We start from the raw sequence: 13,456 nt of genomic DNA, 5'->3' as shown, positions 1-13,456 counted from the left end.
CCGGCTCCTAGTGAAGGTTGGCCTGCGCGCCCGCGCCGCGCTCGTCGATGAGATAGCCGCGCGCGAAGCGGTCGAGGCGATAGGCGGTGGCGACTTCATGCGGCGCGTCCCTTGCGATCAGATGCGCAAAGCACCAGCCCGCCGCAGGCGTTGCCTTGAAGCCTCCATAGTTCCAGCCGGCATTGAGGTAGAGATTGGGCAGATGCGTCTTGTCGATGATGGGCGAGCCGTCCATCGTCATGTCCACGATGCCGCCCCAGCTTCTGAGGGCGCGAATACGGGAGAGACCGGGGATCATGGCGACACCCGCTTCCATTACATGTTCGACCGTGGCGAGGTTGCCGCGCCGCGCGTAAGAGTTGTAGCCGTCGATATCGCCGCCGAAGACGAGCCCGCCCTTGTCGGACTGCGAAACATAGAAGTGCCCCGCGCCGAAGGTCACGACATTGTCGATGAAGGGTTTTAGCCCTTCCGAGACGAAAGCCTGCAGCACATGGCTTTCGACCGGCAGGCGCAGTCCCGCCAGGGAGGCGGTCACGCTGGAATGTCCGGCGGTGGAAAGGGCGAGCTTGCCGCAGCCGATCATGCCCCTGGTTGTGTCGACGCCGGTCACCCGGTCGCCCTCGCGGCGAATGCCGGTGACCTCGCAATGCTGGATGATGTCGACGCCAAGCGCATCCGCTCCGCGCGCATAGCCCCAGGCGACCGCGTCATGGCGAACCGTGCCGCCGCGGCGCTGCAGCAGGCCGCCGCGTATGGGGAAGCGCGCGTTGGTGAAATCGAGAAAGGGCAGCATGCGGCGCACGTCGTCGCGGTCGAGCAGTTCCGCATCCGCGCCCGAGAGCAGCATGGCATTGCCCCGGCGCGTATAGGCGTCCCGCTGCGCATCGGAATGATAGAGGTTCAGCACGCCACGCTGCGAGACCATGGCGTTGAAATTGAAATCCTGTTCCAGCCCTTCCCACAGTTTCAGCGAGAATTCGTAGAAGGGCTGGTTCCCCTCAAGCAGGTAATTGGAGCGGATGATGGTCGTGTTGCGGCCGATATTGCCGGAGCCGAGATAGCTTTTCTCCAGCACGGCAATGTTGCGCACGCCAAACACCTTGGCGAGGTAGTAGGCGGTGGCAAGCCCGTGCCCGCCGCCGCCCACGATCACCACGTCGTAATGGGGCTTCGGCGCCGGCTCCCGCCATGCGGGCTGCCAGCGCCGGTTGCCGCTGAGCGCATTGAGGAAAATCGACAGGGCCGAATAGCGCATCGCTCTCTTCCGCTTGAGGTCTGCCGGAAATCATGGCGGGTGGCGCGCGCCTTGACTTGCCCATAAGAGACTGAAAAAAGTATGTAAGAGACTTTGTGTCCGGAAACCGCCCATGCAGACCTATGGCTTCATCCTCCTGCCCGGCTTCGCACTGATGTCCTTCGCCGCTGCGACGGAGCCGTTGCGCGCGGCAAACATATTGGCGGGGAAAGAGCTCTATCGGGTCGAGGCGTTCTCGGTTGCGGGCGGCATGGTGGAAAGCTCGTCGGGCGTATGCGTGCCGACCGAAAAGCTGGCGAAGGGGGGTAAAGGCCTTCACACGGTCTTCGTCTGCGCGGGCGGCAGTCCGGCCGATTGGGAGAGCCCGGAGATCGCGGCGGCGCTTCGCCGTCTGACGCGCGAAGGGGTCCGCATCGGCGGCATCTCCGGCGGCCCCTATCTGCTGGCCGAGGCGGGGGTGCTCGCCAATCGCCGCTTTACCATCCACTGGGAACATGCGCCGGCCCTGATGGAAGCTTTCCCCGACCTTGTGCCCGAGCGCGCCCGATATGTGATCGACGGCAACTGCATCACCTGCGGCGGCGGTATCGCCCCTCTCGACATGATGAGCGCTGTCATTGCCGAGCGGCTGGGCGCGGATTTCGCACGGCGTGTCTCCGACTGGTATCTCCACACCCATATCGAGGAAGCCTCCGGCGCTCAGCGGGCCTCGCGCGCGGAGACCTATGGCACGCATCACCCCAGGCTGCTGACGCTCCTTGAAAAGATGGAAACGACGCTCGAGCAGCCCATGGATCGCGCCGCCATGGCTGCGTTTGCGGGGATAACCCCGCGCCATCTCGATCGGCTCTTCGCAGGCGAAATGGGTACGACCTTCCAGGCCGTCTATCGGCGCATGCGGCTGGAGCATGCCCGCCGTCTTCTGCGCCAGAGCGCCATGTCCGTTGCCGAAGTCGCCATGGCAACAGGGTTTGCCAGCGCGAGCCATTTTTCGCGGGTCTACCGCGCCGAGATGGGCGTGACCCCGCGCGCGGACCGCCAGCCCACGCGCGGATAGGGTTTACTCAGCGGAAACATTTTCCCTACTGTGGTGAAAGCCCGTATCGGGCGGACCAGTCACAGTGAGCAGGAGAGCCGGGGGCCATGGCACGCAAGAAGGCGGCGAAGGACGAAGCAAACCCGAAGTTCACCCAGGATCCTCACTCGGTCAAAGCGGAGAAGGAGAAGAACCTCGAGATCGCCATCGGCCACGAGGTTCGCCGCCTGCGCAAGAAGCTGGGCCTGACCGTCGCCGATCTGGGGCAGGCCACCGGCATTTCCGTCGGCATGCTGTCGAAGATCGAGAACGGCAACACCTCCGCCTCGCTGGCGACGCTTCAGGCGCTTTCCCGTGCGCTGGGCGTGCCCGTCACCGATTTCTTCCGCAGCTACGAAGAGCCGCGCAACGCGGTCTTCGTGAAAAAGGGCGAAGGCGTCGAGATCGAACGCCGCGGCACCCGCGCCGGCCACCAGTATCGCCTGCTCGGCTACATCGAGAACAACACGAGCGGCGTGGTCGTCGAACCCTATGAACTGACGCTGACGGCGGAGTCCGACACTTTCCCCGCCTTCCAGCATGAAGGGATCGAACTCATCTACCTGCTGGAAGGGGAGGTCGAATACCGCCATGGCGACCAGACTTTCAACATGGAACCGGGGGACAGCCTCTTCTTCGATGCGGATTCGCCCCATGGGCCGAACAAGCTGCGGAAGTTTCCCATCCGATACATCTCCATCATCGCCTATCCCCAGCGCTGACCGGCATAAAGTTTTCTCATAGGAAAATTTATTTCCTAACAGTTGAATTTGTTTCCCGGACCTGCTAGCTCTTGATCCAGACGCAGGATCGGAGAGTGAGCACTATGTGCGGCATTGTTGGATTGTTTCTGAAAGACCGGGAGCTTGAGCCACAGCTCGGACGCATGCTGTCGGAAATGCTGGTGATCATGACGGATCGCGGGCCCGACAGCGCCGGCATGGCGATCTATGGCGACGCCGCCGACGGGAAGGTGAAGATCACCGTGCGGTCAGCCGATCCGGAGACGGATTTCGCAGGCCTGGAAGACAGCTTGAAGGCGGTGCTGGGCGACGACGTTTCCGTGGCGCCGAACAACACGCACGCCGTCATCACGGTGGATGAGGCGGCGATGGAGGCGGCGCGCAATCTGCTCGCTGAAAACCATCCCACGCTTCGGATCATGAGCGTGGGGGAGGCCATCGAGATCTACAAGGAAGCGGGCCTGCCAGCGAGCGTCGTTCAGCGCTTCGGCCTGTCGGGCATGAGCGGCACGCATGGCGTGGGACACACGCGCATGGCAACGGAATCCGCCGTCACGACAATGGGCGCGCATCCCTTCTCGACAGGCGCGGACCAATGCCTGGTGCATAACGGTTCGCTGTCGAACCACAACAATCTGCGCCGTGAGCTTGCGCGCGATGGCATGCATTTCGAAACGGAAAACGATAGCGAAGTCGCGGCGGCCTATCTCACCGCCGAGATGAAGAAGGGCAAGAATCTGGGCGCAGCGCTGGAAAGCGCGCTCTCCGATCTCGATGGCTTCTTCACCTTCGTGGTCGGCACGAAAAACGGTTTCGGCGTGGTGCGCGATGCGATCGCGTGCAAGCCAGCCGTGATGGCCGAAACCGATCGCTATGTCGCCTTCGGCTCGGAATATCGCGCGCTTGCCGGGCTGCCCGGCATTGAGGAGGCGCGGGTCTGGGAACCCGAGCCTGCCACCGTCTATTTCTGGGAGCATCAGTAATGCCCACCATCGACCTCGAAACGGCATCGCTGCGCGACCTCAACCAGGCGCTCCACAGTCTGGGGCGCGACGAGGGCGGCGAGCTGTGGGAAATTCTCAACCCGCGCGGTAGCCATGCGGTTGCGGTCGGCGTGGACGCGCCGCTGGAAATATCCGTTCACGGAAGTGTTGGATATTATTGCGGCGGCATGAACCAGCAGGCCTCGATCACCGTGCATGGATCGGCCGGCCCGGGCGTTGCGGAAAACATGATGTCCGGCAGTGTCGTCATCAAAGGCAACGCCAGCCAGTATGCCGGTGCGACTTCGCGCGGCGGGCTCCTCGTCATTGAAGGCAATGCGTCCTCGCGCTGCGGCATTTCCATGAAGGGCGCAGACATCGTCGTCAAAGGCAATATCGGGCATATGTCCGCCTTCATGGCGCAGTCGGGCAATCTGGTGGTGCTGGGCGATGCGGGCGATGCGCTAGGCGATTCGCTTTACGAAGCCAAGCTCTTCGTGCGCGGCAGCGTAAAGAGCCTCGGTGCGGACTGCATCGAAAAGGAAATGCGCCCCGAACATATCGAGCTTCTCGGCAACCTGTTGTCGAAAGCGGGCGTGACGGATGTGAAGCCGGAAGAGTTCACGCGCTACGGCTCTGCACGCAAGCTCTACAATTTCGATGTCGACAACGCCGACGCCTATTGAGGATACCGAGATGAGCTATCAGACACCGCGCACCACGCCTCGCAAATCGGCAACCTTCGACGATTACACGCTGTCGGAGATCCGGCGTGCCGCGTCGACCGGCATTTATGACATTCGCGGCGGCGGCACCAAGCGGCGCGTACCGCATTTCGACGACCTTCTGTTTCTTGGCGCCTCCATGTCACGCTATCCGCTGGAAGGCTATCGCGAGAAATGCGAGACGAGCGTCACGCTGGGCACGCGCTTTGCGAAAAAGCCCATCGAACTCAAGATTCCGATCACCATTGCGGGCATGAGCTTCGGCTCGCTCTCTGCAGGCGCAAAGGAAGCGCTCGGGCGCGGCGCGACCATCGCCGGTACGTCCACCACGACCGGCGACGGCGGCATGACGGAGGAAGAGCGCGGTCATTCGCAAATGCTCGTCTATCAGTATCTGCCGTCGCGCTACGGCATGAACCCGCGCGATCTGAAGCGCGCCGACGCCATCGAAGTCGTGGTCGGTCAGGGCGCAAAGCCCGGCGGCGGCGGCATGCTGCTTGGCCAGAAGATTTCGGACCGCGTGGCGGAAATGCGCACACTGCCCAAAGGCATCGACCAGCGCTCCGCCTGCCGCCACCCGGACTGGACGGGACCGGACGATCTGGAGATCAAGATCCTCGAACTGCGCGAGATCACGGATTGGGAAAAGCCCATCTATATCAAGGTGGGCGGCGCGCGGCCCTATTACGACACGGCGCTGGCGGTGAAGGCCGGCGCGGATGTCGTCGTGCTGGACGGTATGCAGGGCGGCACGGCGGCGACGCAGGAAGTCTTCATCGAGCATGTGGGTCAGCCGACGCTCGCCTGTATCCGGCCCGCCGTGCAGGCACTGCAGGATCTCGGCATGCACCGCAAGGTGCAGCTTGTTATTTCCGGCGGGATACGAAACGGCGCCGATGTCGCCAAGGCGCTGGCGCTGGGCGCGGACGCGGTCTCCATCGGGACGGCGGCGCTGGTGGCGATAGGCGACAATGATCCGCGTTGGGAAGAAGAATATCGGGCGCTGGGCTCCACGGCGGGCGCTTATGACGATTGGCATGAGGGAGCGGATCCGGCAGGCATTTCCACGCAAGACGCAGAACTCATGAAGCGCGTGGATCCTGTTGCGGCAGGACGGCGCCTCGCCAATTACCTGAAGGTGATGACGCTGGAAGCGCAGACCATCGCGCGTGCCTGCGGAAAGAGCCATGTGCACAATCTTGAACCGGAAGATCTCTGTGCGCTTACGATCGAAGCCTCGGCGATGGCCCAGGTTCCCTTGGCTGGGACGGGATGGGTCCCGGGCAAGACAGTTTTCTGACCCGGCCTCTCATTTGCATGGTGCCGAACAAACCGGAGAGGAAGATATGACCGTCGATCTCAAGAGCTTTGCCGACGAAAACGGCATCAGATATTTCATGATCAGCTACACCGATCTTTTTGGCGGGCAGCGGGCAAAGCTCGTGCCGGCTGCGGCGATTGCTGACATGCAGGCCGACGGTGCAGGCTTTGCCGGTTTCGCGAGCTGGCTCGACCTGTCGCCCGCCCATCCCGACCTCTTTGGCATACCGGACGCCTCTTCGGTGATCCAGCTTCCCTGGAAAAAGGATGTCGCCTGGGTGGCTGCCGATTGCGTGATGGATGGCATGCCGCTCGATCAGGCACCACGCAATGTGTTGAAGAAGCTCATCGCCGAGGCTGAAGGGCAGGGCAAATATGTGAAGACGGGCGTCGAGGCGGAGTTCTTCCTCATCACGCCGGAAGGCGATGCGATCTCCGACATCCGCGATACCGCGGAAAAGCCCTGCTACGACCAGCAGGCGGTCATGCGGCGCTATGACATCATCGCCGAGATTTGCGACTACATGCTGGAACTCGGCTGGGAGCCCTATCAGAACGACCATGAGGACGCGAACGGCCAGTTCGAGATGAACTGGAAGTATGACGATGCGCTCAAGACGGCGGACAAGCACTCCTTCTTCAAATTCATGGTGAAGTCGGTCGCCGAAAAACATGGGCTGCGCGCGACCTTCATGCCCAAGCCCTTCAAGGAGCTGACGGGCAATGGCTGTCATTGCCATGTCTCTGTCTGGAATGCCGACGGCACGCAAAATGTGTTCGCCGACGACAAGGCGGAGTTCGGTCTTTCGTCCGAGGGGCTGCGCTTTCTGGGCGGCATCATGAAACATGCGCCCGCGCTCGCCGCGATTACCAATCCGACGGTGAATTCCTACAAGCGCATCAATGCGCCGCGGACGTTGTCCGGTGCGACCTGGTCGCCCAACACCGTCACATGGACCGGTAACAACCGTACCCACATGGTGCGTGTGCCCGATCCGGGCCGCTTCGAGCTGCGCCTCGCCGACGGTGCCGCGAACCCCTATCTGTTGCAGGCGGTGGTCATCGCGGCGGGTCTCGACGGGCTGAAGACGAATGCCGACCCGGGCCCGCGCTACGACATTGATATGTATGAGGAAGGTCACCTGGTGACCGATGCGCCCAAACTGCCGCTCAACCTTCAGGATGCGCTCCGGGCATTCGAGGCCGATGAGGGGCTGAAGGGGGCGATGGGCTCTTCCTTCTCTTCGGCCTTCCTGAAACTCAAGAGGCAGGAGTGGCACTCCTATGTTTCCCACTTCACTGAGTGGGAACGGGAAAACACGCTCGATATCTGATACGCACACGACTATATGCAGAAGCGGCGGGTGTCGCCGCCGGCAGGCGCTTGGAAGCGCAAGCCGGGCGATGCGTCACGTCCATTTTTCGATTAGAGACCCTCACCCATGGCTGAAGACATTTCCGAATTCGTCCTGACCCTGTCCTGCGCCGACCGGCCGGGCATTGTGGCCGCTGTCACGACCGAGCTGGCCGCCATTGGCGCCAATATTTCCGAAAGCAATCAGTTCTGGGACCGGGGCAGCAACAAGTTCTTCATGCGCATTGCCGTTCAGGCGCCCGGTACCGTCCAGCGGGACGATATTGAGCGCGTGCTGAAGCCGGCTGTCGACCGTTTCGAGATCATGATGGGTGTTACGGACGCGCAGCGGAAACCGAAGATCGTCATCATGGTTTCGAAATTCGATCACGCCATGCTGCACATCCTCTATCAGATCCGGGTGAACTGGCTGAACGCGGAAGTGGTGGCCATTGTCTCCAACCATGAAGACGCCAGGCGCACCGCCGAGCTGGAAAACATTCCCTTTCATCATTTGCCCGTTACGAAGGACAACAAGGCGGAGCAGGAAGCGAAGATCGTGGAACTGGTGAAGGAAACCGGTGCCGACCTCGTCGTGCTTGCCCGCTACATGCAGATCCTGTCCGACAAGCTATCCACGCGGCTCTATGGAAAGGTGATCAATATCCACCATTCCTTCCTGCCCTCGTTCAAAGGCGCGAAGCCTTACCATCAGGCTCATGAGCGGGGTGTGAAGATCATCGGCGCGACGGCGCATTACGTCACGCCCGATCTCGATGAGGGACCGATCATCGAACAGGAAACCGAACGCGTGACGCATGTGATGACGCCGGACGATCTGGTCGCCACCGGGCGCGACATCGAATCCCGTGTGCTGGCCCGTGCCGTGAAGCTTCACCTTGAAAACCGCGTCATGCTGAACGGCCGCAAGACGGTTGTGTTTGCTGCATAGAACGCGGAGCAATCTCCGGCTTGGAGACCGGTTCGCGACGGAACTCGGTTACGCCTGCATCGAAATGCTGCTCGAGGCGAGCGAGAGCTGGCACTCGTTCAGACCGCCAGGGCGATAGATGCGGTCTCGTTCGGACAGGCGTTCCGGCGGCGTCAGACTTCTTTCTTCGGCTTTTGTCCGTATGAAAGAAACGCGCTGAAAACCTCGTTCATCTGTTCGTCGGAAAGCAGCACAGGCCCGCCTATGGCAAGCGTCCCATAGTAGAAGGAGGCCTGCACTTCGACTTCACTAGCAATCATGAGAGCCTCGGCAGGGGTCCGGCCCAGTGCGATCTGCCCGTGATTGGCCATGAGGCAGGCGCGTCGTCCTTCCAGTGTCGAGATGACGACAGACGCCAGTTCTTCCGACCCGAACAGAGCATAGGGGGCAACGCGAATATCCGGGCCGCCGCTGACGGCTGTCATATAGTGAAGCGGTGGAATGGGTTTGTTGGCGCAGGCCAGCGTGGTTGCATATTGCGAATGGCAATGGACCACCGCGTTGATGTCGGGGCGACCGGCCAGGAGGCCGACATGCATGCGCCACTCGCTGGTTGGTCGGAAATCTCCCTCATATGCGCCCGACCGGTCTATCTCCACAATAGAGTCCGGTGTGAGTTGCGCGGCAGGAATGCCTGAGGGCGTGACCAGAAACTTTTCTCCCCATCGGGCGGACGCATTGCCGGCTGTGCCGTGGTTGAGGCCGGAGGCCTCCATTTGCTGCATCACGGCAACCAGTGCGTTGCGCAGCTCGTCGGATCTAGCGTTCATTGGAGCGGTCTCTTTTTTTAAGGGCACCGAGCGTTCCCGCGCCTTGTGCGACCTGGGCGGCCGTTTCCGTGGCGGCGGTCATCGCTTCGCGGAAGGAAAGACCGCGCGAGAGGCCGTCTATGAAACCGGCGCAATATGAATCGCCACAGCTTGTTGTATCGACCGGTGTAATTTTCTTTGCCGGGACTTCCACGATCTCGTTCTCGTAAAATCCGATACTGCCTTTGTCGCCGCGTTTGATGATACAGGCACGTGCGCCCATGCCGACAAAGGTTTTGAGGGCATCCTCCGGAGACGTTTCCCCCAGCAGGACATGGACTTCCGCTTCGCTTGGCATGAAGCAATCGATATTGCGCAGCAATGGCCGCAAGACATCCAGTGTTTCCGGTTGGGGCGCAATGATGTCGCAGCTTGTAAAGGTACCGCTTGCGCGAATATCCGCAATGGCAGCAATAGCTTCGGCCGTTGAAAGGTTGGGGAAGCCGACGCCGCCAAAGTGAAAGAAGCGGGACTGTTTTGCCGCCTCGACGGCTTGGGTGGACAGCGAGGTGAGAATGCTTGCGCCGAGCATGTGAAAGACGGGGCGTTCGCCATCGGAGCGGATGGTAAGCACGCTGGTGGATGTCGGCAACTCGTCGAGCCGCTCTATATGCGTGCAATCCACGCCCATCTTCTCCAGAAAGCTCAGCGTAATATCGCCATTCACATCTTTGCCAACGGCGGAAATAACGGCGGCCTTGAGGCCGAGCGTTGCCGCGACCATGGCCGTACCGGAAGCGGTACCCGCCGGTGCGAGCCCAATTTCCTCGACCAGCGTCGGTTGCTGTGCGTCCGGCAGGGCGTCCACAGGACGAACGAGAATGTCCAGCGTGGTTAGACCTGCGCAGATCAGGTCGGTCATGGCCGTCTTTCTCCTCTCTCTAAAAAGCCTCTTGCAACGAGGCCGATGACACAATAATAGTAAATACTATATTTTGGCAACCGGAGAAGCATGATGAGCGGGCAGGTCGATCGGGAACTGAGAGCGCGGGCGAGCAGGGTTATTCCGGGCGGTATGTACGGGCATCAGTCCGTCGGCCTGCTGCCGCCGCATGCGCCGCAGTTCTTCGAGCGTGCGGAAGGCGCCTATCTCTGGGATGTCGACGGAAACCGCTATATCGATTTCATGTGCGGTTATGGCCCCAATCTCTTCGGCTACTGCAACGAGCAGGTGGACGCCGCTTACCGCAAGCAGATGTCGCAGATTGACGTGGCGACGGGGCCGACCCCGCGCATGGTGGAACTGGCCGAAGCCTTTGTGGCGATGGTCACGCATGCCGACTGGGCAATGTTCTGCAAGAACGGCACGGACGCCTCCAGCATGGCGTTGCTGACGGCGAGGGCCTATCGGGGACGCAAGAAGATTTTGATGGCGAGCGGGGCCTATCATGGCGCAGCGCCCTGGTGCACGCCCATCCCTGCCGGGACGGTGGAAGAAGACCGCGCTCACTTCATTTATTATCAGTACAATGACGTAAAAAGCCTGGAGGATGCGGTGGCTGAGGCTGGCGATGATCTGGCCGCCATCTTTGCCTCGCCCTTCAAGCACGATGTCTTTGTCGATCAGGAGCTGCCGGATGCGGCCTATGCGCGAAGGGCACGCGAGCTCTGCGACGAAAAGGATGCGTTATTGATTGTCGACGACATCCGCGCTGGCTTTCGTATCGAGCGCAACTGCAGCTGGAACCATTTGGGCGTGCAGCCCGATCTGTCGACATGGGGAAAGGCCATTGCCAATGGCCATCCGATATCCGCGCTGCTGGGGAACGAACGTGCGAAGGAGGCTGCGTCTCATATCTATGTGACGGGCTCGTTCTGGTTTGCGGGCGCGGCCATGGCGGCTTCGCTGGAAACGCTTCGCCTTATTCGCGAAACCGATTACCTGGAGCGGACGATTGCGCTGGGCGACAGGTTGAGAGCGGGGCTCGCCTCCATCGCGAATTCTTGCGGTCTCGATCTCAGTCAGACGGGGCCGTCCCAAATGCCGCTCGTCATGGTTGTGAATGAGGACGGAAATTGCGATTTCGATCGCAGCACCGCCTTTGCCGACGGCATGCTTGCCGGCGGCGTCTATTTCCACCCTTTCCACAATATGTTCGTCGGCGCCGCCATGACGGAGGCGGATATCGACCGGACGCTGGAAGTTGCGGAGACGGTGATGAAAAAACTTCCCGATCCGGTCGCGGCCTGATCGTCGCAAGAGGTCGGGACCATGAACAGCAATCGTCAATCCGGGATATCGGCAGGTCAGACTGCCGCCGCATTGGCGATCGGCTCCCTGGCGCTTCTTGTCCTTGGCTTGCAGCCGATCCTTTTGGGTGGATTGGCCGGGGCGGGACGGATCACCATGTCCGGTGTCGGGCTGGTGGCGATGGGCGAAATCGTCGCGGTCGGTATTGGCGTAGCTTTGAGTGAAACGGTCCTGCCCGTTTCGCAGTACAAGCTGGTGGCATTCCTGGCGGCAATTGGCGTTGCGGCACTGGATGCCATGACGGTGCATGTTGAGGGGAATGGCGTTTTGGTTGCCCTGCGCGGCGGTGCGGGGGTGCTGGAGGGCGCCTTGATCTGGGTCGCGACTTGTACGGTCGTCCGGACGGCGAAACCCGACAGGATCGCAGCCATTTTCGTGGTTGCGCAAACAGTGGCGCAAGCCGCCGTTGCCGCTCTTCTCGCCGGCCTCGTCGTTCCGGAGATGGGATGGCCCGGCGGATTCGTCGCATTGGCGGTTCTTTTGGCGGTCGCGGCGTTGCTCTCCTTTGCCCTCCCGTCCGGGTTTGTGCCGATTGCACATACCGAAGGCAAGAAACCGAAATGGTCTATGAGCAGGCGGATCGTGCTTGTCGTCGCATTTCTGCAAATGGCCGCCCTCGGGGCGCTGTGGGCTTATCTGGAGCCACTGGGAAAAGAGGCAGGCTTTGGCCAGAACCAGGTCCAGTCTTTGGTCTCGATACTCCTTCTGGTTCAGGTCTCGGGCGGCATTCTGGCGACGCTCCTCGTGCGGCGGCTAAACGTCGTTTTCGCGCTTTGCATGGGGGCTCTCATCCTCGCGGTCGCAACCGGCGGAATATATGTTCTCCCCCATGGCGCGCGCGCCGGCTTCGCGATGCTGTGCGCGGCGTTCGGCTTTACCTGGCTGTTTCTCAACCCGTTCCAGTTCGCCTTGGCTTTCAGGGCGGACGGTCTTGGCCGCGTCGCTGTGCTGATGCCGGCGGCGCAGCTTCTTGGCCTTGCCTTCGGGCCTCTTGCGGCATCCTTCGTTGTGATCGGCGACGAGGCGCGACCGGTCGCGCTGGTCAGTTTTGTCTTTGCGCTCGTGTCGGCCGTGCTGGTCTGGGCGGGACGAAAATATTGGGAGCAGGCGGATCCGATGGCTCATGAACGCTATACGGGAAAGACGGTTCTGATCGCCGGGGCTTCTTCGGGCATGGGGCGTGCGCTCGCCTTGCGGCTGGCCGAAGAAGGTGCGCATCTGGTTGTTACCGCGCGCCGAAAAGAGCGCCTCGAAGAACTGTCGCGGGAAGTGGCGGAGAGGGGCGGTCACTGTCTGGCGCTGGCGGCGGATGCCGGAGATCCGGATAATGCGGCAGGTGTCGTGGCCGCGGCGGTCGAGAGGTTCGGTCGGATCGATCTGGCGGTCCTGAATATCGGCGGCGCGCCGGCGCTTGATATGAGAACGATGAGCGCGCGCGATGTAATGGCTTATATGCGGTCCAACTACGACACGATTGTAAACTACCTGTTTCCCGTGATCAATCAGATGTCGGCGCAGCGGGGCGGGGTGATCGCGCACACAAATTCGCTTGCCGGCTTCCTCGGGGTGCCGCTCCAGGGCCCCTATTCGGCAGCCAAAGGAGCGCTAAGGCTTCTTTTCGATACCTGCCGCGTGGAGTTTGGGGATCGGGGAATACATTTCGTCTCCATTTATCCCGGGTTCATCGCAACGGAAGCGACGGCAAATGACGGTATGCCGGCGCCGCGGGAAATTTCCGAAGACCTGGCAGTCGAGCATTTGCTGACGGCGATCCGTCAACAGCGTTGGGATTATGCGTTTCCGGTCTCGACGAGCCTGCTTGTGAAACTCGCCGGACTTTTGCCGAAGCCCGTGACGGCGAGGATTCTGAAAAGCGATTATCGAACCCAACATGAGAACCTGCTTTCGATGAAGGCGGCGGGAACGCTCAAGGCGAGGTAGGAGAGG

General features: G+C 61.4%; 12 protein-coding genes. 9 read left to right on the top strand and 3 right to left on the bottom strand.

What is annotated here, in order from left to right; all coding sequences use genetic code 11:
• Positions 1-7 precede the first annotated feature (7 nt).
• Positions 8-1,258 (bottom strand): sarcosine oxidase subunit beta family protein, encoded by a 1,251-nt coding sequence (locus ACSSVQ_RS06675; protein ID WP_454181690.1) that lies wholly within the window; start codon positions 1,256-1,258, stop codon positions 8-10.
• A 112-nt stretch (positions 1,259-1,370) separates the two neighbouring features.
• Here ACSSVQ_RS06675 and ACSSVQ_RS06670 point away from each other — a divergent pair, with 112 nt between their 5' ends.
• The 7 genes from ACSSVQ_RS06670 (at position 1,371) to purU (ending at position 8,410) form a co-directional block, all read left to right on the top strand.
• Positions 1,371-2,315: a GlxA family transcriptional regulator gene (locus tag ACSSVQ_RS06670; protein ID WP_454181688.1), complete on the top strand. Its 945-nt coding sequence runs from the start codon at positions 1,371-1,373 to the stop codon at positions 2,313-2,315.
• Between the two features lie 86 nt (positions 2,316-2,401).
• Positions 2,402-3,055 (top strand): helix-turn-helix domain-containing protein, encoded by a 654-nt coding sequence (locus tag ACSSVQ_RS06665; protein ID WP_454181686.1) that lies wholly within the window; start codon positions 2,402-2,404, stop codon positions 3,053-3,055.
• A 104-nt stretch (positions 3,056-3,159) separates the two neighbouring features.
• On the top strand, positions 3,160-4,059 hold the full coding sequence (locus tag ACSSVQ_RS06660; RefSeq protein WP_454184657.1) for a class II glutamine amidotransferase: 900 nt from the start codon (positions 3,160-3,162) through the stop codon (positions 4,057-4,059).
• Positions 4,059-4,745, top strand: coding sequence for a GltB/FmdC/FwdC-like GXGXG domain-containing protein (locus ACSSVQ_RS06655; RefSeq protein WP_454181685.1), 687 nt, complete (start codon positions 4,059-4,061; stop codon positions 4,743-4,745). Before ACSSVQ_RS06660 ends, ACSSVQ_RS06655 begins: the two co-directional genes overlap by 1 nt.
• A 10-nt stretch (positions 4,746-4,755) precedes the next feature.
• Positions 4,756-6,084 carry an FMN-binding glutamate synthase family protein gene (locus ACSSVQ_RS06650; RefSeq protein ID WP_454181683.1) on the top strand — a complete coding sequence of 443 codons (1,329 nt, stop codon included), beginning with the start codon at positions 4,756-4,758 and terminating at the stop codon, positions 6,082-6,084.
• Between the two features lie 46 nt (positions 6,085-6,130).
• The gene (glnT, locus tag ACSSVQ_RS06645) at positions 6,131-7,438 is read left to right on the top strand and encodes a type III glutamate--ammonia ligase (RefSeq protein WP_454181681.1); all 1,308 of its coding nucleotides are present in this window, start codon (positions 6,131-6,133) and stop codon (positions 7,436-7,438) included.
• Positions 7,439-7,546: 108 nt separating this feature from the next.
• On the top strand, positions 7,547-8,410 hold the full coding sequence (gene purU, locus ACSSVQ_RS06640; protein ID WP_454181679.1) for a formyltetrahydrofolate deformylase: 864 nt from the start codon (positions 7,547-7,549) through the stop codon (positions 8,408-8,410).
• 152 nt (positions 8,411-8,562) lie between these two features.
• Here the strand turns inward: purU and ACSSVQ_RS06635 are convergent, their stop codons facing one another.
• The gene (locus ACSSVQ_RS06635; protein ID WP_454181677.1) at positions 8,563-9,219 is read right to left on the bottom strand and encodes a class II aldolase/adducin family protein; all 657 of its coding nucleotides are present in this window, start codon (positions 9,217-9,219) and stop codon (positions 8,563-8,565) included.
• Positions 9,209-10,120, bottom strand: coding sequence for a carbohydrate kinase family protein (locus ACSSVQ_RS06630; RefSeq protein WP_454181675.1), 912 nt, complete (start codon positions 10,118-10,120; stop codon positions 9,209-9,211). The genes ACSSVQ_RS06635 and ACSSVQ_RS06630 overlap by 11 nt, the downstream gene beginning before the upstream one ends.
• 93 nt (positions 10,121-10,213) lie before the next feature.
• Between ACSSVQ_RS06630 and ACSSVQ_RS06625 the strand changes: the two genes are divergently transcribed.
• A complete protein-coding gene (locus ACSSVQ_RS06625; protein ID WP_454181673.1) occupies positions 10,214-11,449 on the top strand; it encodes an aminotransferase class III-fold pyridoxal phosphate-dependent enzyme in 1,236 nt (411 codons plus the stop codon).
• A gap of 21 nt (positions 11,450-11,470) precedes the next feature.
• Positions 11,471-13,450, top strand: a complete 1,980-nt coding sequence (locus ACSSVQ_RS06620) for an SDR family NAD(P)-dependent oxidoreductase (protein ID WP_454181671.1) — start codon at positions 11,471-11,473, stop codon at positions 13,448-13,450.
• The last annotated feature ends 6 nt before the right edge of the window (positions 13,451-13,456 follow it).

It is taken from the genome of Parvibaculum sp. MBR-TMA-1.3b-4.2, from assembly GCF_053628815.1.
The sequence above is the reverse complement of the archived record's forward strand: the minus strand, read 5'-3'. Positions and strand labels throughout refer to the sequence as shown.